The organism is Agrobacterium sp. LMR679, assembly GCF_027157905.1.
Classification (GTDB): domain Bacteria; phylum Pseudomonadota; class Alphaproteobacteria; order Rhizobiales; family Rhizobiaceae; genus Agrobacterium; species Agrobacterium leguminum.
The window spans coordinates 532,725-550,576 of the sequence record NZ_JAPVOJ010000001.1 but is presented as its reverse complement, the minus strand read 5'-3'; the positions used below and the strand labels follow the sequence as shown (position 1 = coordinate 550,576).

The window sequence follows — 17,852 nt, the reverse complement described above, 5'->3', positions numbered from 1 at the left end:
CGGTCAGCAGGGTACGTGCGTGTCCCCGCCGGCCAACGAACTGCATCGAGGAGTAAGGCATGAAGAAGCTCATCAACGATCCAGCCACCGTTGTGCGGGACATGCTCGAAGGCGTGGTGGCCCTCAGCCCCGCGACGATCCTGCTTGCGGATGAGAATGTCGTTATCCGGTCTGGCCTTCTGGTCCCGGAAAAGCGCAGGGTGGCGGTGCTGTCGGGCGGAGGCAGTGGCCATGAGCCAGCCCATGCGGGTTATGTCGGCGCGGGCATGCTCACCGTTGCGGTGGCAGGCGATGTCTTCACCTCGCCAAGCACCGATGCGGTTCTTGCCGGCATCAGGGCTGCGGCCGGACCCGCCGGTGCTCTGGTTATCGTCAAGAACTACACGGGCGATCGGCTGAATTTCGGATTGGCGGCCGAACTGGCACGGGCTGAAGGAATTCCGGTCGAGATCGTGGTCGTCGCCGATGATGTCGCCTTGAAGGACACAGTTCCCGACGATCGCCGCCGGGGTATTGCGGGCACAGTGCTTGTGCACAAGCTTGCCGGCGCGGCCGCGGAGCAGGGGCTCCCCCTTCAAGAGGTGGCTCGCATCGCCCGGGAAGCCGCCGGAAAATTGTCCTCCATGGGAATATCGCTGGGGTCCTGCACGCTCCCTGCCGTCGGCACGCCGGGCTTTGTCCTTGGCGACGCTGAAATCGAAGTCGGGCTCGGCATCCATGGCGAGCAGGGCGTCCGGCGGATGTCCATCGCATCGGCGGACGAGCTCGTGAAGCTGGTCCTCGAGACGATCGAAGCCGATGGCAGGCTGAAGAGCGGAGACAGGGTTGCGCTTCTGGTCAACGGACTGGGATCGACGCCGCCAATGGAACTTGCGGTCGTGGCGCGATCCGCCGTCGCGCGCCTGGAAGCAAAGGGCGTCGTGGTCGAAAGGGCATGGGCCGGTACCTTCCTCTCCGCCCTCGACATGCCCGGCTTTTCTTTGTCGGTCATGCATGTGGATGACGCAATGGTCAACCTCATCGATGCGCCGACCGATGCCGGCGCATGGCCGCGCGGCGGTGCGGTGAACCGCAACCGCGTCTTGCCTTCGGCAGACGTTAAGAAGAGCGTGACTGCGGAAACCAGAATAACAGCCGCCGGTGAACGACTGCGTTCCGCGGCGGAGCGGATCGCCCGAGCCCTGATCGCCGCAGAGCCCATACTGACGCAGCTGGACAGTGTTACGGGCGACGGTGACCTTGGAACAAGCATGGTGCGAGGCGCCGAAGCAATATTGGCGCTGCCCGGGGAGAGCTTCGCAGATGTGTCCAGTGGTTTGATGGCGATGGCGAATGCGATGCGGAAGGCAATCGGCGGAAGCTCGGGCCCGTTTTACGCCACGGGCCTGATGCGCGCTTCGCGCCATCTTGACGGGATCGAAAAGCCGACGGCCCAACAGATGGCGGAGGCGTTCGTGGTTGCCGTTCTCGCCGTCTCGGAACTCGGCGGCGCGAAACCGGGGGACCGTACGATGATAGATGCGCTTCATCCGGCTGCGGAAACGTTCCGGGACAAGCTCGCAGGCGGAGCTTCGGCCGACGTGGCCTGGCGATCCGCCTCGGCGGCAGGCATCGCAGGCGCCGAGGCGACGACGTCGATGAAGCCGCGGCTCGGGCGCGCAAGCTATCTTGGTGAGCGGGCAATAGGACATCCCGATGCGGGAGCGGTCGCCGTCAGCATCTGGCTTGAAGCAATCGGCAACGATTAGCGCCGATGGGCGGCGGACCGGAACAGGCATGTGCTGCCCAGGCACCTCTAGAACCCTGCAATGCCGAGCGTTGCGGAGCCGGATGAGAAAGCGGATTGTCGCCGTGGCCGCGAAGCTCAGATGCGCCGCGCCTTGATCGTGTTCATGACGAAGCTGGTCTCGATGGTCTCGACGCATTTCAGCTTTGCGATCTTGTCCTTGATGAAACGCTCGTAATCCTCCAGCCCACCGCACATGACCTTGAGCATGTAGTCCCTCGGACCCGTGACCAGATGACATTCGAGAACCTCGTCCCAGTCAAGAACGGCCGCCTCGAACATCCGGATTTCGTCATCGTGCTGGCGGCTGAGGCGGACGGACGCAAGCGCGGTCATGGTCCATCCCTCGATTGCCGGATTGATGATCGCGGAGTACCCTTTGATGGCGCCTATCTCCTCCAGGCGTCAAAGCCGCCGCAGGCACGCCGATGCCGACAGTCCGACCCGCTCGGCAAGTTCGTTGTTCGTGATCCGCGCATCGGCAGACAATTCCTTGAGTATCCGCCTGTCGATCGGGTCCGCAATTTTTTGCGACATAAATGATCGTTCTCCGCAATATATTGCTTCATGAGACAACTCGACGCTTCAGAATGCAAGGTATTTTGGTTTCACTGCGTGTAACCTGCAGGTAGTTCAACGCCAGCTGAGGGATCATCGGAAATGACCGCGCCGCATCCGTCCAAAACCCATATCGGCAACCACGCTCTCCATCCTGAAACCCAGATGCTCAATTACGGTTATGATCCGGAATTGTCGGAGGGCGCCGTAAAGCCTCCCGTGTTCCTGACATCGACCTTCGTTTTCAAGTCGGCGGAAGACGGGCGCGACTTCTTCGACTACGTCTCCGGCCGCAAGGAGCCGCCCGAGGGCAGGGGCGCCGGCCTCGTCTATTCGCGCTTCAACCATCCGAACAGCGAAATCGTCGAGGATCGTCTTGCCGTGTATGAGCGCACGGAGAGCTGTGCGCTGTTCTCCTCGGGCATGTCCGCCATTTCAACGACACTTTTCGCCTTTGTCCGGCCCGGTGACACCGTGCTGCATTCCCAGCCGCTGTATGGCGGCACGGAGACGCTGCTGGCCAAGACCTTCCATAATTTCGGCGTCTCGGCAGTGGGGTTCGCCGATGGTGTCAGCGAGACCTCGGTGATGGCTGCGGCAGAGGAGGCGATGGCGAGAGGCAGGGTCTCCGTCATCCTCATCGAGACCCCCGCCAATCCGACAAACAGCATTGTCGACATTTCGATGATGAGCCGGGTCGCCGACGTGATCGGCGAAAGGCAGGGGCACAGGCCGATCATCGCCTGCGATAATACGCTTCTCGGCCCGGTGTTCCAGCGGCCCATCGAATACGGTGCGGACATCTCGCTCTATTCGCTGACGAAATATGTTGGCGGGCATTCCGACCTCATTGCCGGGGCAGCGCTCGGCCGGAAGGATGTCATGAAACAGGTGAAGGCGTTGCGTGGAGCAATCGGCACGCAGCTGGATCCGCATTCGTGCTGGATGCTCGGACGTTCCCTTGAGACGCTGCAGATCCGGATGGAGCGGGCGGATAGCAATGCCAGGGTCGTGGCGGAATTCCTGAATGCGCATCCCAAGGTCGAGAAAATCCACTACCTGCCGTTCAGCGACCCGGCATCCGCGGTTGGCAGGGTATTCGCCGCTCAATGCTCCGGCGCGGGATCGACCTTCTCGTTTGATATCGTCGGCGGGCAGGCCGCCTCTTTCAAATTCCTCAATGCGCTCAACATATTCAAACTCGCGGTAAGCCTCGGCGGCACGGAGTCTCTTGCGTCTCACCCCGCAACGATGACGCATTCGGGAGTTCCTGCCGATGTCCGCCAGCGCATCGGTGTGCTTGATTCCACGATCCGGCTGTCAATCGGCATCGAACATCCCGACGATCTTGTCGCCGACCTGACCCTTGCTCTGGATCAGGCCTGACGAAAACGGGAACGCGGCTTACCCCACGCGCCACAGAAATGATTGAACGCTGCCCTCAGCTTACAAATCTGGATAGGTCACGCACGGTCGCGTCGTGCGGCTCGCTTTCCAACGTCGCCGATTTGCGGCATTAAGTGTTGTGAAGTGAGTGTGCAAGATGAATGTGTTGGGGGGCGCATGAAACTCAGGAGCCAGATTCTCGCATTGGCCATCGGGCCTCTCGTTCTTGCGATTATCGTCATCACAGCGCTGATTACGTGGCAGTCCATGACGCTGGCGCGCACGAGCATCGATGCGTTCGAACGCAACATGCTCGCTGCAAAGGAGGCTGAACTCCTCAACCTCACCAATCTTGCCCTTTCGGCGATCCGCTCGGTCTATGACAGGGCAGGGCCTGATGACGAGGCCGCGAAGGAAGAGGTCAAGCGCATCCTGACGGGTCTCGACTACGGCACTGACGGCTATTTCTTCGTCTATGACTATGACGGGCTGAACGTGGTCCATCCGCGACAGAATTTCCGTCCGGGGAACAACTGGCTGGATCTCCACGATCCCGATGGCAACCGGGTGATCTACGATCTGATCGTCGAGGCGAAAAAGGGGGGAGGGCTGGTCCAGTACAAGTGGGAAAAGCCCTCCACCAAAAAAATGGCCGACAAGCTTTCCTTTGCGGCCGGCCTCGACAAATGGCGCTGGATGATCGGTACCGGCGTTTACCTCGACGACGTTTTTGCGACGACGGCGGCGGCGAAGGAGGAGTTGCGGCATTCGATCACCTGGAACTTCCTGATCGTCGCCCTGTTTGCGGTTCCCGCCGTATTGCTGGTCTTTGCCACCTGCATGTTGCTCAATCTGCGCCAGCAGCGGCTGGCGGATGGCCGGCTCAAGGAATTGATGCAAAGGATCATCGATACCCAGGAGGAGGAGCGTCTGCGCATTGCCCGGGAGCTGCATGACGGCATTTCCCAAAATCTCGTCGGCGTGCGTTTTGCAATCGATCTAGCGCGGCGCAAGGTCACGCCGGATAATGTCGGCGCTGTCGAGGCAATCGGCAAAGGCGCCATTGCGCTGAACGAAGCGATCAAGGAAGTCCGCCGCATCTCGCACGATCTTCGCCCGCGTGTTCTCGACGATCTGGGGCTGACGGCGGCTCTGGAATCCCTGATCTCGAGTTTTTCCGAACGTACGGGAATTGCGGCGACGCTTGAATCCGTGGCCTTCAAGCATATGCTTGTCCCGGAGGCACGGGTTGCGCTTTACCGTGTCGCGCAGGAGGCGCTGACCAATATTGAGCGCCATGCCGGCGCGACGCAGGTCGCCATCCGGTTTTCCAGTCGCGATGAACGGGTCCAGATGGATGTCAGCGACAATGGCCGTGGATTTCCGGCCGTTCGGACAGAAAACGGGATGCCGGCAAGCAAGGGGCTCGGTTTGAGAAACATGCAGGAACGCATGACGCATTTCGGGGGCAGGCTGGATGTCGAAAGCTCCGCCAGGGGAACCGTTCTGCGGGCGGTGCTGCCCATCACCGCCATGAAGGATCGCAATAGCGGCTTACAGGAGGCCGCCGAGTGACCGTTCATCCAATCCGTGTGCTGCTGATCGACAACCATCCTCTGGTTCTGGATGGGTTGAGGGCAGTCCTCGAGACTTACGAGCATCTCGCAGTCGTTGGAACCGCGTTGTCCGCCATGGCCGGTATCGACGCGGCTGTCGCCACGCGGCCCGATGTGGTGCTGATGGATATCAACATGCCGCAGATCAATGGCATCGATGCCCTGGAGCTGTTCAAGGAAAAACAGCTTTCCGCCCGGGTGCTGATGCTGTCGATGCACGACAGCCGGGAATATATATCGACCTCGGTCATGTATGGTGCGGCCGGTTACATTCTGAAGGACGTGGCGACCGAAGAAATAGTCGCCGCAATCGAAACCGTGGCTGCCGGCGGCACCTATTTTTCCTCTGGCGTTCGCGATGTGTTGATGGAGGGGTCTTCGGGCAGGCTGAAGGCGCTGACGACACGCGAGCAGGAAGTTCTGCTGCTGATCGCGCGCGGAAAGAGCAATCGCGACGCTGCCCTGGCGCTCGACATCGCCGAGCGCACGATGGAAACCCATCGCAAGAATATCAAGAGGAAACTGGATATAGCGACGACTGCCGGTCTCATCCGCTATGCGATCGATAACGGGCTCATCAAAGAATAGCCGCTAGAGGCCCGAGGCCCCGGAATGTCGCCATCCAGGGGCCTCGGTAAAGTCTATGTCGGCTTATTTGCCGGCCGTCTGCATGGCATAGCCGTAGCTGTCATAGGTATATTCGGCAACGCGGAACCATTCGAAGCTCTCGTCGCGGAACTTCTTCCAGCCCGGATAGATCTTGGCCCATGCGGGATGCTTCTGCGTGTACTCGTCATAAAGCTCGAAGGTTGCTTTATAGGCGGCGTCGAGCACATCGCGGGGCAGCGGGCGAAGCTGCGTGCCCTTGGAAACCAGCGAGCGGATCGCATCCTTGTTCTTGACGTCGTACAGCGCCTGCATGTTGATGTTGGCGGCCTTGCAGGCGGTGTCGAGCGCTGCCTTGTACTCATCAGGCAATGCTGCATATTGGTCCTTGTTGACGAAGAAGTGGATCGTCAGCCCACCTTCCCAGAACGCGGGATAATAGTAATAAGGCGCGATCTGGTAGAAGCCGAGCTTTTCGTCGTCATAGGGACCGACCCATTCCGCGGCATCTATGGTGCCCCGTTCCAGCGCCGGATAGATGTCGCCGCCCGGAAGCTGCTGCGGCACCGCGCCAAGCTTGGCGAGCACCTGTCCGGCGACGCCGGCAATACGCATCTTGAGGCCTTTGATATCCTCGATGCTCTTGATCTCCTTGCGATACCAGCCGCCCATCTGGGCGCCCGTCGCTCCACCGGGAATGCCGATGACGCCGTAGTCGGAAAGGAATTCGTTGTAAGCCTCGTTGCCGCCGCCATGGTAAAGCCATGCGTTCTGCTGGCGGGCGTTCAGGCCGAAGGGGATGGTCGAACCGATGGCGAATGTCGGATCTTTCCCGGTGAAATAATAGCCGCAGGTATGGGAAATCTCGACGGTATTGGCTTTTACGGCGTCGATGGCCTGGGCGCCGGGAACGATTTCACCGGCCTGGAAGACCTGGATTTCGAACTTGCCGCCTGTAATCGCCTTCAACGCATTGGCCATGACGACGGCGCCGCCATAGATCGTGTCCAGATTGTTCGGGAAGCCGGACGTGAGACGCCAGCGAACGGTTGGCAAAGACTGGGCTATGGCGGGTGTCGCAAGTGCCGAAGCAGCCGCAGCCGCCCCTGCAAGTACGCCGCCCGACAAAAGTTGTCTGCGACCTGGGTTGACCTTCATAGATTACCTCCTCCTATTGAACGTCAGCGATGTTTGTTGCGGCGGGCGCTTTTGCGCCCGGCCGATTGTCATGGGGTGGCCGGCTTTCCGAAGCTCGGTGCGCTGTTGCCGGGTGCCGAGAAAGGATTGGCGAAGGGATCGGCGTCCGTGCCGATGCTGGGCATCGGTACATTGATATGGACGGCGGAAGGGTCGACCTGTTTGGCGCCTGACTTGTAGTGCATCACGATGCCGGGGAAGGCGATGATGATGACGACCATGGTCAGCTGGATGAACAGATAGGGAATGGCGCCCAGATAGATCTGGGACGAGGTGACCGGCTGGATCGTCTGTCCCGTGATCCGGTCCTTATAGGCCCGCGTCGGTGCGACGGATCGCAGGAAGAACAGCGAGAAACCGAAGGGCGGGTGCATGAACGACGTCTGCATGTTGACCGCCAGCATCACGCCAAACCAGATCAGGTCGATGCCGAGCGCATCGGCGACCGGCGCCAGCAGCGGGATGATGATGAAGGCCAGCTCGAAATAATCGAGGAAGAAGGCCAGGAAAAAGACCAGCAGGTTGGCGACGATCAGGAAGCCGATCTCGCCGCCCGGGATCGATGTCATCAGATGCTCGACCCAGACGTGACCGTTCACGCCATAGAAGGTCAGGGAAAAGACGCGCGCGCCGAGCAGGATGAGCAGCACGAAGGACGACAGCTTTGCCGTGGCGTGCAGCGACTGCTGGATCAGGCCGAAATTGAGCTTGCGGTTGGCAAGTGCAAGGGCGAGCGCGCCGACGGCACCCATGGCGCCGCCTTCCGTGGGGGTGGCGATCCCGAGGAAGATCGTGCCGAGCACGAGGAATATCAATACGAGCGGCGGCACCAGTGAGGTGATGACCTTGAGCAGCAGCTTGGTGCCGCGCAGGGTCCGCGCCTCCAGCGGCAGGGCCGGGACTTTCGTGGGGCTGATGATCGAGGTCACGATGATATAAAGCGCATAGGCCGCCACGAGCATGAGACCCGGAACGAGCGCGCCCTTGTACATGTCGCCCACCGAGCGGCCGAGCTGGTCGGCCAGCACGATCAACACGAGGCTGGGCGGGATGATCTGCGCCAGCGTGCCGGAGGCCGCGATCGTGCCGGCGGCGACCTTGCGGTCATAACCATAGCGCAACATGATGGGAAGCGAGATGAGGCCCATCGAGATAACCGAGGCGGCGACGACGCCGGTGGTGGCGGCCAGAATTGCCCCGACGAAGATGACTGCGAAGGCGATGCCGCCGCGGACCGGTCCAAACAGCTGGCCGATCGTGTCCAGCAAATCCTCCGCCATGCCGCTCTTTTCAAGAATGAGCCCCATGAAGGTGAAGAACGGTATCGCCAGCAGCGTTTCGTTCGACATCTGGCCGAATATGCGATCGGGAATGGCCTGGAACAGCGTGGCTGGCAGCAGGCCGAGTTCGATCCCGATGAAGCCGAAGAAAAAGCCGACGAAGGCCAGGGCGAAGGCCACGGGATAACCGAGCAACAGCACGATGATGAGCGCCGCAAACATGATGGGCGCGAGATTTTCCGCAATGAATGCCATTATTGTTTTTTCCTTCGATCAGAGCATTGCCGCCGCGGCGTCAGCCTCGGCAACCGGATCGGGGATATCGCCGCGCAGGATCGCGACACGCTTGATGAGTTCCGAAACGCCCTGAATGGCGAGGAGGCTGAAGCCAATCGGTATCAGCGCCCAGACGGGCCATTGAATGAGGCCGCCCGTGTTGTTTGAAACCTCACCGGAAGCGAGCTTCTGCAGAAACACCGGCCAGGAGAGATAGACCGTGATGAGGCAGAAGGGCATGAGAAAGAAAATGGTCCCGAGAATGTCGACCCACAGCTGCCCTTTGCGCGGAAGATTTCCGTAGACCAGATCGACCTTCACATGCTCGTTGTTAAGAAGCGTGTAGGCGGCGGCGATCAGAAACACGGCGGAAAACAAATACCACTGCGATTCAAGCCAGGCGTTGGAGCTCATCGAAAACGCCTTGCGCATGGCGGCATTGATGGCGCTGATGAAAATAGCCGCGAGAAGCAGCCAGGAAATGCCTTTGCCAATGGCTGAATTGGCGGCATCGATGGCGCGCGAAACGGCCAACAGAAACTTCATGATATCCTCCCCGAAAGCGGCCGCGTACTCCTCAATACGTGTGTGACCGCCATAATTCGGGCAGGATAACCACGGCGGCCTGACGCTCAAGAGCGCGCGCCGGCGAATTTCCTGAGACGTACCGAGAACTGGGTATGGGCGAGATCAAAACCCGCATCGGGGCTTAATTTCGCCTCCCGCTGCCGGCCCAAATGCGTGATTGCACCTGCCAGAAGATCACCAGGCGAAGCCCATCTGAACACCGGCCGTCGGTTCAAATCCGTTTAAACCGCAAGATGCAGGCCACCCGCACGGTCGGCTGCCATGTCACTATTTGGCTGCGGTCGCCTCTTTTACTGCCAGCTCCGCCATGGCCAGTGCGGCATCGCGGGTTCTGGCCGCTGCGACAAATCGGCCGTTGTGGCAGAAGCTCGCGCCTTCGACGCCGCAAACCGCTTCCAGATCTTTGTCCGTCAGACCGGCCCAGGCCGCCGGCAGATCCGCCCGCAGTTCAAAGCCTTCGTCCGCGCGGCGGATGCCGGTCAGGCACCAGTCGTTGTTGCGTGGATGAACGACGAAGAGCAGATGGTCGGCGCCCGCCTTCTTGATGGCGGGCCGAAACGGCATTCCCATCGGCAGTTCCAGAATATGTCCCTCGCCGGCATCCACGATAGCCCGGCTCACGAGCGCTTCAGCCCGCAATTTCGCGGCGCTGTTGGCAATCTTTGCCTCCACGAAGCTGCGGGCGATGGCCAGCGCGGCGTGGAAACTGCGATTGTCCGCTTCGGGATCTGTCTCGTCGAAAACAGGTTTCAGAGTTTCGAGCAGGACGGGCAGTGTCAGCCCGGCGAGTGCCCCTGCGGTGGAGGGGCTGAGCGCGCCATTGTCGACCAGATCGACCGGCAGCACGAAGCTGGCATCGAAAGAGGCGTGAATGGTTTCGATATGGTCTTCAGGAACGCCGAAGGCGGCGAGATAATCGCGGCCGAAATGCTTCCAGATCAAGCCGAACGAACTATAGGGCTGATCGTCCTCCCGCAACGGTGCGCCGCGCTGGTGGTGATCGAAGGCGCCCTTCGCCGCGTCATAAACACCGCCGACGTCATAGACGATGCGGTCTGCGCCGGGTGCGATCCATTCGGGCGCCCTGCTGCGGATCAGGCGTGCCTGCGGGAAAAGCCGGGTCAGCACGACGCTCGACAGCAGTTCGTCGGCATGGAAGCCACCGGAATGGGTGACGAGGAAGTCCGGGATCATGTCAGGATGCGCCTTGTTGCTTGCGGAAGCTCCGCCTGAGGGTGGCACCTGATACCCTTTGCCGGACGTGATCTCAACCCGCCATTCGCAATGGAGGCTAAAAGCAACGATATGCTGGACGTCGTGATCTGAATGAAAGGCGGTTTGTCACCGCGTTTCAAGCCGTCTTCAGGATCGACAGGTTGGGTGCCGACCGGTCATTCTCGCTCGTTTTCCAGCGGTCAAAGGCGGCGCGTCCGAGAATGGCGATCGAGGTGTCCTCCTGGGGAGCATGGACGAGAACCGACTGGATATCGCGGAAATGCCGCTCGAGGCCGAGATCGGCGTTGAGGCCGGGATTGCCGATGCCGCGAACGGCTATCTGGACGGCCTCGCGGATTTGCCTGCCGGCGAGAAGCCGGGCCCTTATCAGGTGTTCGGCGTCGCCGATATGGTTTGCGAGCGCGCCAAAGATGATCTGCCGGGCGCCGGAGACCAAAAGGTCGATCTCGCCCGAAAGCGTAACGAAACGTTCTGTCCGCGCAATGGGGTGGCCGAGATTGGCGGGCACGCGTTCATGGGCGAAGCGAATGAACGCTTCCTGGGCGGCCTCAGCCGCACCCAGATAAATTGCGGTCAGCGCAAGCGTCATCGCCGCATGGCCGCGATTATCCTGCTGGGCAACGGAGGGATCAACGAGTTCCAGCACATTTTCTGCCGGGATTTCAACGTCGGTATATTCGACATCGTGCGAACCGGTCGCCCGCATTCCGAGGCTCTTCCAGTTCTCTATGATCTTGATGCCGGGTAGGCCATTGGGCACGACGAAGGTGCCGACGCGAGCCTGAGCCTCGTCGGTGTGCGCCCAGACGAGGAAGTGCGTGAGGCCGTGCGCGCCCGTCACGAAGCGCTTGCGGCCCGTGATCGACCAGCCATTCGCCGTCCGGTGCGCACGCGTGGCCGGCAATCCGCCACGGGCCGGCGAGCCCAGCTCGGGCTCCACACGGGCGGCGTTCAGCAGCAGCGGCTGGTGTTTGGCCCTGGAAAGAAGGTCCCTGTAAAGGCCGTCGGGCCAATGATCCTTCGCGGCCTGTCCCAGATGAGTGAAGATCGTCATCGCGCTGATGAGCGCCACAGAGGGATCGCCGCGTCCCAACGCCGCCACAATATGGGCCGCGGTGCTCAAGGTTCCTCCCGGGCCGCCGTAACGCGTGGCCACGGTGCTTTCGAGAAGTCCAGCCTGATGAACGGCGTGAATACCGGTCCAGGGAAACTGACCGGTTTGATCCGCATCCGGTGCGGCTTCGGAAACGGCGCGCACGGCGGCGTCAAGTGCGGTGGGATCGTAGGACATGCGGTAACGGCTTTCTGAAGGTCGGCGGGCGGGATCATCCGTTGCGGGCGTGGATGATCCCGGCCTGGAAGAAGAGGTGGATGGGTCCGACGGCGTGGCCGGACCGCCGTGATCAGGCGGCTGCCTTCTTCTTTGCCTCTTCGCGTTCACGAATGCCCTCGCGGACGAGGGGCAGGATGTATCGCCCGTAGTCGACGGCATCGTTATAATTGTCGTATCCACGGATCGAAATCAGATCCGCGCCGAGATCAATATAGTCGAGAATGGAGTCGGCGATTGTGCGGGGTGATCCGACCAGAGCGGTTGTCGCGCCGCTTGCATTGGTCGCGGTGACCGTCGGATACCAGAGCGCGCGGTCATGGACATCGCCGCGTTTGGCGATATCGAGCAGGCGCTGGGAGCCGATATTGGCGGGTGGTGTTGCGTTGACCGGCGCGCGGGAAAGACCCTTCTGACGGTTCTCGTTCAGACGGTCGAGAACCCTGTGCGCCTTTTCCCAGGCCAGCTCATCCGTTTCAGCCACGATTGGCCGGAAGGTAACCCAGATGCGCGGGCGATCGGTTCGGCCGGCTTTTGCGGCCTCGGCATAGATGCGATCGATCTGCTGCTTGGTTTCAGCCAGCGGTTCGCCCCAGAGGCCGAAAATATCGCATAGCGAGCCACCGATACGATAGGCGGCATCCGACGAACCGCCGAGCGAAATCGGGATCAGGCCGTTGGTGGGACGCACGGCGCTGCGAAACTGCTTGAACTGGTAATATTTGCCGTCGAAATCGAAGGGCTCGTTCGAACTCCAGGCAAGGCGGAGAATGCGGATATATTCTTCCTGGCGTTCATAACGCTCTTCCTTGTTGAGGAAATCTCCCTCACGCGCCTGCTCCTCGTCGCTGCCGCCCGCGATGAAGTGGACGACGACGCGACCGCCGCTCAACTGGTCGAGCGTGGCGAGGGACTTGGCCGCAACCGTCGGATAAACGGTGTTGGGCCGGAGCGCGACGATGATCTTGATGTTCTTCGTATGCGCAAGCACCGTTGCGCCCAGTGTGAAGGGATCGAATGAGGAAGAGGAATAGGGGATGAGTGTGTAGTTGAACCCGTAATCGTCCAGCGCACGCGCATAACGTTCCAGGAAGAGCGGATCGACCGGAGCATCCGGGATGGGGTTCAGATCATTGGACGCGTTGGGAAAGCTGACGCTGATGAATTCCGCAGCCATGGGAGCTCCTTGGTGTTTCTGGGTGTCGGGTAGAGGCTAAAGCCGGCATGGCATATGAGGAAGACAGGTCTTTCTATTTCTATGGAAAATGTAGAAAATATTGCCTGACTATGCTGGCGGTCTAGAACCCTGCATTGCCGCCTGTTCCGGCCCTTGCTGATCGGAAGCGGGTTTCCACCCCAGAGAGGGGGCAACCGTTGTCGCAAGATCGGTGAGCAATCTTATGTTTTCGGGCAATCCGAAAGCGGGAGGCAGAAACAGGACGAGTTCATCTGCGGCTGCCAGTCCCGGGTCGCTCAACACCGCCTCTATGACCGCATCCGGTGTGCCTTGAAAGACCGGAGAAATCAGCGCGCCAACCGGCTGGCCGGCAGGAGCCAGCGCACCCTTCGGGCGTGAGGCGGCAATTCCCGCCGTGCGGCGCTCAAGATCGTAGGCCGCGTATTTCTCTCTCAGCTCCGGGGTGGTGCCGACCAGAACGGAAGCCGCAACGGCGACCGGCGGCGGCGTCGTTTTCCAGATGCGCAGCCAGTGGGTGCGATAGGCATCGATGATCCGCGCCTGATATTGACCGAAAGTTTCGCCTTCGGCCTGATCGTGAAGGACGGTTCCTGAAATCAGGCCAATCCCGAGTTCGGCGGCCTGTATCGCTGAATCGAGGCTGGCGGAGCCCTGGCGGATACGGCTGCGCAGGGTGGGGCTATGTGGCGTTACCCGTAACTCGGCTCCCGCAGGCGCGCCAATGTCTCGCTCGGTAACAGTGTGCAGAACATCGCCGGCAATGGCGGCGAGGAAGCGCGACTGGCGCCGTTTTGCCTCTGTCCGGGCATCGGTATCGACGGTTCCGAAAACGGCATCGAAGGCGCCGTTGGCTCCGGTCGAAATGGCGAGCTCAAGCCGGCCGTCGATCAATAGGTCGGTCGTTCCCGCCGCCTCGGCCAATAGGATCGGGTCCTGATAACGCATCGGGATGACGGCGGAGCCAAGTGTGATGTGCCGCGTATGCTGACCGACTGCCGCAAAGAAAGGTAACGGGGAAGAAAGATAATGGTCGAAGTGACGCTGATAGGCCCAGCCTGACTGATAACCCAGCCTTTCCGCCTGCCTGAACAATTCTATGCCCTGCCGCAACCCCTGTGCCGGACCGTCATCGTCGTTGAACGACACCCGCGTATTGAAGCCAAGCCGCTGTTTCGGTCGAAACAACGCGGGAAGGTCGCGGGAAGCTGCTGCAATATTCATGCGAGTTGCTCCTTACGCAGAGCGTGCCGGACCGCGGGAACGCGAACTGTCCCGGCAATGCCCGACGGGATGGAGTTCAGCAGCGACGCGGTATATTCGTGTCCCGGATTGCCGAAAATCTCGGTGACGGCTCCATGCTCGACGATGCGTCCCCGCTGCATCACCGAAACGCTATGCGCAAGTTGCCGGACCAGGGCGAGGTCGTGCGAAACGAAGACATAGGTCAGGCCGAGCTTGGCCTGCAGCGACAGCAGAACCTCGACGATGTCAGCCTGAACGCTGACATCAAGAGCGGATGTGGGTTCGTCCAGCACGATCACATCCGGTTTGAGGACTAGCGAGCGGGCGATTGCCACACGCTGACGCTGCCCGCCGGAGAGGGCCGACGGTTTGCGTTCCAGCAAATGCTCACTCAAGCCGACATTCGCGAGAGCTTCCCGTACCCGCTCGGAGCGCTCTTTCGGCGTCCCGATCTCGAACCGGTCGAGTGGTTCACGAACAAGCTGCCCCACCTTCCATGTCGGGTCGAGTGACGTAAACGGGTTCTGGTAAACCAGCTGAAGATGCCGCCAGACGGACCGGAGCGAAGCCCGGCTTTTGCTCGTGACGGTCTCGTCGGCAACCGTGATCGTGCCGCTTTCCGGCTCTTCGAGCCCCAGCAGCAGGCGGATCGTCGTCGTCTTGCCGGAACCGGATTCGCCGACGAGGGCATGGGTTGTGCCTGCCGGAACCGTAAACGAAATATCGTCCACCGCCGTCAGGGTTTTGCCATCGACGGTGAAACGCTTGGTGACGCCGCTGACGGCGATCTTTGGCGATTTGTCGCTCTCGAGAAGGCTGAACCCCGGATCGCGGGATTTGGCATAACGCTCCGGGTTGAGCGCGGGCACGTCGCCATGGAGCTTTTTGGCATAGGGTGAGGAGGGGGAAGAAAAAACGGCCGACGTCCTGCCTGCTTCCTGCACGACGCCGTTCTTCAGCACGACGAGATTGTCTGCCCTCTCCGCCGCTATTGCGAGATCGTGGGTAATGAGAAGCAGGCTGATGTTCAGCTCATCCCGCAGGCGGGAGAGAAGATCGAGGATGCGTTTCTGGATCGTTACGTCCAGCGCCGAGGTCGGCTCGTCCGCCACCAGCAGGGCAGGACGCGGCAATATTGCGAGCGCGATCAGCACGCGCTGCAGCATCCCGCCGGACAGTTGATGTGGATAGGAATCGTAGACCCGTTGCGGATTGTCGAGACCCACCTTGGCGAATGTTTCGAGAATAAGTGTCTTGCGGATCGAAGGGTTGGCCTCTTCCGTCAGCGCCGCGGCCTCCAGCGCCTGCGAGCCGATTGTTCTCACGGGATTGAGAGAGTTGCCGGGATCCTGCGGCACGAAGCCGATTTCGCGGCCGCGATACGGCCTGAAGCGCCGTTCCGGCAATGCCAGAATATTCTGCCTGTCGAAAACGACCTGACCCGTAGCGTTCGCACCGTTGGGAAGAAGCCGCAGCACGGCCTTCGCGATTGTTGATTTTCCAGAACCGGATTCCCCGATGAGGGCAAGGCTTTCGCCGCGCCCGATTTCGAAACCGACATTATGGACGACCTCCTGCCTCCCGTAGGAAACGGCAAGATTTTCGACCGCGAGGAGGGGCGTTGCGTGTTGTGGAGACGCTGCCACGAACTCGGGAAGGATTGGCGCTGTTTTCAGTGCGATTTGCGAAGCCATCGGCTGATCCTGTTGACAGAGAGGACGGTCACGATCGTAACGAACGCGGGCGCATAAACGAGCCAGGGCCATTTGAGGTAGTCCTTGCCGATTGAAATCAGCAGGCCCCAGTCGGAGGAAGGCGGAGGGTCGCCGTAGCCAAGGAAGGCAAGGCTGGCGATGACCAGAATGGACTCGCCGAATTGCAGCACGGCCAGCGGCAGCATCGAGCGGGATGCGTTTGGAAGGACGTGTCTCAGAACGATGTAGCGGCGCGAACCACCCGAGAGAAAAGATGCCTCCACGAAAGTCGCCTGACGGGTCTTGATGACCTCGGAGCGAGCCACGCGGGCGAAGAAGGCGATGGCCGATATGCCTGTCGCAATCGCCGCATTGATCGTTTCGAAGCCGATGGCCGTGACGATGATGACCGCGAGCAGGAACTTCGGGATGGACAGCAGCACGTCGACAAAACGCGCAAAGACGATATCCACCCAGCCGCCGAAAAATCCGGCGAGCAAACCGATCAACCCACCGATGAAGACGCCGATGACGACAGCGACCAGGGCGCTCGATACGGATGAAGCCGTGCCATAAACGACCCGTGTATAGAGATCGCGCCCCAGATGATCGGTGCCGAACCAGTGTGCAAAACTTGGCGGAAGAAGCTTGTCGGCCGGAACGCCGTTGATCGGGCTCAGACTTGTGAAGAGCTGCGGTGCAATCGACCAGGCGACGACGATCGCGATGACGAGGAGGGAAAGGGTAACCGTTGCGGTGATGTTGAGAGCTTTCAGCTTCTCGAACGGATTGCTGCCGGAGACCGGGCTGGAGATAAGGCTCATGGTTTGGCCCCCGTTTCAAGGCCAAGCGGCGTGTCGTCGACGGTTGCCAGACGACGTTTTCGGCCAACGATAATTTTCACCCGCGGATCGAGCAGCGGATAGAGAAGATCGGCGATGAGGTTGACGATGACGAAGACCACGGCTCCCAGCGAGACGATGGCCTGCAGGACCGGCAAGTCCTGCGTGCTGACGGAGCGCTGTACGAGACTGCCGATGCCGGTGCGGCCGAACACGGTTTCCGTGATCAGCGAGTTGCCCAGAAGTTCGCCCACGGTAAGGGCGATAACGGTTACCACCGGTAGCGACGCGGGCTTGAGCAGATGTGTCGTGAAAAGCCTTTTTGGCCCGATGCCGCGGCTGCGGGCGACCGCCGCGTAATCCTGCTCCGCTTCATGATCGAGATTGGCAATCAGGACTTCCGCGATCTGTGCGGAAAACGGTATGCCGATGGTGATCGCCGCAAACAGCGTTGCCCAGAAACTGTCGGGCTCGATGACCCGGAACAGCCTGAGCTGAAAACCGAAGAGGTGGATCAGAAACAGGCCGATGACGAAATTGGGTGTCGACAGGAACAGCGAGGGGAAGGCCCGCAGCAACCCCTGCCCATATCGCTTCGGCACGACCTGTGTGCCATAGGCAACCGCAAAGGCGAGGATCAAGGCGACCGTTAGCCCGGCGGAGGCCAAAACCAGCGTCGATGGCAGCACCTCGGCAATGAGTGTCGAGACCGGTCGGTTGGAGCGCATGGAAATACCGAGGTCGCCCGTCAGGAATGCCGACAGGGAGTGCCAGAGCTGCACGACGATCGGCCTGTCCAGCCCCTGTGCAGCAATGATCTCGGCGATCTCCTGCTCGGTGAAACCGTTCTGCGGGTTGCGCAGAACGTTGGTAATCGGGTCGCCAGGCAAAACGCTGACGACCACGAAGGTGAAGACATAGGCCAGGAGGATGACGACGATCGCCTGGCCGAGCCGCTTTGCGGCATAGGTTAGGTAGGCATTGCTCATGCCGTCACCTCCTTGACGTTACTCGGTG

14 protein-coding genes and 1 pseudogene are annotated in these 17,852 nt (G+C 60.7%); 4 read left to right on the top strand and 11 right to left on the bottom strand.

Annotation, left to right across the window (positions count from 1 at the left end):
• Positions 1–59 precede the first annotated feature (59 nt).
• On the top strand, positions 60–1,748 hold the full coding sequence (locus O3W47_RS02480) for a dihydroxyacetone kinase family protein (protein WP_269312873.1): 1,689 nt from the start codon (positions 60–62) through the stop codon (positions 1,746–1,748).
• 116 nt (positions 1,749–1,864) lie between these two features.
• On the opposite strand, the pseudogene O3W47_RS02475 reads toward O3W47_RS02480, so the two are convergent.
• Positions 1,865–2,323: pseudogene (locus O3W47_RS02475) on the bottom strand (Lrp/AsnC family transcriptional regulator).
• 123 nt (positions 2,324–2,446) lie between these two features.
• Between O3W47_RS02475 and O3W47_RS02470 the strand changes: the two are divergent.
• From O3W47_RS02470 to O3W47_RS02460, 3 genes are all read left to right on the top strand, one after another.
• On the top strand, positions 2,447–3,730 hold the full coding sequence (locus O3W47_RS02470; RefSeq protein ID WP_135398191.1) for a cystathionine gamma-synthase family protein: 1,284 nt from the start codon (positions 2,447–2,449) through the stop codon (positions 3,728–3,730).
• Between the two features lie 177 nt (positions 3,731–3,907).
• Positions 3,908–5,305, top strand: a complete 1,398-nt coding sequence (locus O3W47_RS02465; protein WP_020809086.1) for a cache domain-containing protein — start codon at positions 3,908–3,910, stop codon at positions 5,303–5,305.
• On the top strand, positions 5,302–5,934 hold the full coding sequence (locus O3W47_RS02460) for a response regulator (protein ID WP_046802201.1): 633 nt from the start codon (positions 5,302–5,304) through the stop codon (positions 5,932–5,934). Before O3W47_RS02465 ends, O3W47_RS02460 begins: the two co-directional genes overlap by 4 nt.
• Positions 5,935–5,997: 63 nt before the next feature.
• Here O3W47_RS02460 and O3W47_RS02455 read toward each other — a convergent pair whose 3' ends face one another.
• The 10 genes from O3W47_RS02455 to O3W47_RS02410 form a co-directional block, all read right to left on the bottom strand.
• Positions 5,998–7,110: a TRAP transporter substrate-binding protein gene (locus tag O3W47_RS02455; RefSeq protein ID WP_020809088.1), complete on the bottom strand. Its 1,113-nt coding sequence runs from the start codon at positions 7,108–7,110 to the stop codon at positions 5,998–6,000.
• A 68-nt stretch (positions 7,111–7,178) separates the two neighbouring features.
• On the bottom strand, positions 7,179–8,687 hold the full coding sequence (locus O3W47_RS02450) for a TRAP transporter large permease (protein WP_167857108.1): 1,509 nt from the start codon (positions 8,685–8,687) through the stop codon (positions 7,179–7,181).
• 15 nt (positions 8,688–8,702) lie between these two features.
• A complete protein-coding gene (locus tag O3W47_RS02445; protein ID WP_080820225.1) occupies positions 8,703–9,251 on the bottom strand; it encodes a TRAP transporter small permease subunit in 549 nt (182 codons plus the stop codon).
• A gap of 309 nt (positions 9,252–9,560) precedes the next feature.
• Positions 9,561–10,487 (bottom strand): MYG1 family protein, encoded by a 927-nt coding sequence (locus tag O3W47_RS02440; protein ID WP_269312872.1) that lies wholly within the window; start codon positions 10,485–10,487, stop codon positions 9,561–9,563.
• Positions 10,488–10,644: 157 nt separating this feature from the next.
• The gene (locus O3W47_RS02435) at positions 10,645–11,820 is read right to left on the bottom strand and encodes an acyl-CoA dehydrogenase family protein (protein ID WP_269312871.1); all 1,176 of its coding nucleotides are present in this window, start codon (positions 11,818–11,820) and stop codon (positions 10,645–10,647) included.
• 112 nt (positions 11,821–11,932) lie between these two features.
• Positions 11,933–13,036 (bottom strand): LLM class flavin-dependent oxidoreductase, encoded by a 1,104-nt coding sequence (locus tag O3W47_RS02430; protein ID WP_269312870.1) that lies wholly within the window; start codon positions 13,034–13,036, stop codon positions 11,933–11,935.
• Between the two features lie 108 nt (positions 13,037–13,144).
• On the bottom strand, positions 13,145–14,278 hold the full coding sequence (locus O3W47_RS02425; protein WP_137454408.1) for an LLM class flavin-dependent oxidoreductase: 1,134 nt from the start codon (positions 14,276–14,278) through the stop codon (positions 13,145–13,147).
• Entirely contained in the window at positions 14,275–15,993 is a 1,719-nt protein-coding gene (locus O3W47_RS02420) for a dipeptide ABC transporter ATP-binding protein (RefSeq protein WP_269312869.1), read from the bottom strand. Before O3W47_RS02420 ends, O3W47_RS02425 begins: the two co-directional genes overlap by 4 nt.
• Positions 15,972–16,817: an ABC transporter permease gene (locus O3W47_RS02415; RefSeq protein WP_137454406.1), complete on the bottom strand. Its 846-nt coding sequence runs from the start codon at positions 16,815–16,817 to the stop codon at positions 15,972–15,974. The genes O3W47_RS02420 and O3W47_RS02415 overlap by 22 nt, the downstream gene beginning before the upstream one ends.
• A complete protein-coding gene (locus O3W47_RS02410) occupies positions 16,814–17,824 on the bottom strand; it encodes an ABC transporter permease (RefSeq protein ID WP_269312868.1) in 1,011 nt (336 codons plus the stop codon). The genes O3W47_RS02415 and O3W47_RS02410 overlap by 4 nt, the downstream gene beginning before the upstream one ends.
• Between the last annotated feature and the right edge of the window lie 28 nt (positions 17,825–17,852).

Bases quoted from the DNA above. Each gene is read 5' to 3' on its own strand.
- O3W47_RS02445 (WP_080820225.1), bottom strand. From the start codon at position 9,251: ATGAAGTTTCTGTTGGCCGTTTCGCGCGCCATCGATGCCGCCAATTCA.
- O3W47_RS02470 (WP_135398191.1), top strand. From the start codon at position 2,447: ATGACCGCGCCGCATCCGTCCAAAACCCATATCGGCAACCACGCTCTC.
- O3W47_RS02435 (WP_269312871.1), bottom strand. From the start codon at position 11,820: ATGTCCTACGATCCCACCGCACTTGACGCCGCCGTGCGCGCCGTTTCC.
- O3W47_RS02480 (WP_269312873.1), top strand. From the start codon at position 60: ATGAAGAAGCTCATCAACGATCCAGCCACCGTTGTGCGGGACATGCTC.
- O3W47_RS02420 (WP_269312869.1), bottom strand. From the start codon at position 15,993: ATGGCTTCGCAAATCGCACTGAAAACAGCGCCAATCCTTCCCGAGTTC.
- O3W47_RS02440 (WP_269312872.1), bottom strand. From the start codon at position 10,487: ATGATCCCGGACTTCCTCGTCACCCATTCCGGTGGCTTCCATGCCGAC.
- O3W47_RS02455 (WP_020809088.1), bottom strand. From the start codon at position 7,110: ATGAAGGTCAACCCAGGTCGCAGACAACTTTTGTCGGGCGGCGTACTT.
- O3W47_RS02430 (WP_269312870.1), bottom strand. From the start codon at position 13,036: ATGGCTGCGGAATTCATCAGCGTCAGCTTTCCCAACGCGTCCAATGAT.
- O3W47_RS02410 (WP_269312868.1), bottom strand. From the start codon at position 17,824: ATGAGCAATGCCTACCTAACCTATGCCGCAAAGCGGCTCGGCCAGGCG.
- O3W47_RS02465 (WP_020809086.1), top strand. From the start codon at position 3,908: ATGAAACTCAGGAGCCAGATTCTCGCATTGGCCATCGGGCCTCTCGTT.
- O3W47_RS02425 (WP_137454408.1), bottom strand. From the start codon at position 14,278: ATGAATATTGCAGCAGCTTCCCGCGACCTTCCCGCGTTGTTTCGACCG.
- O3W47_RS02415 (WP_137454406.1), bottom strand. From the start codon at position 16,817: ATGAGCCTTATCTCCAGCCCGGTCTCCGGCAGCAATCCGTTCGAGAAG.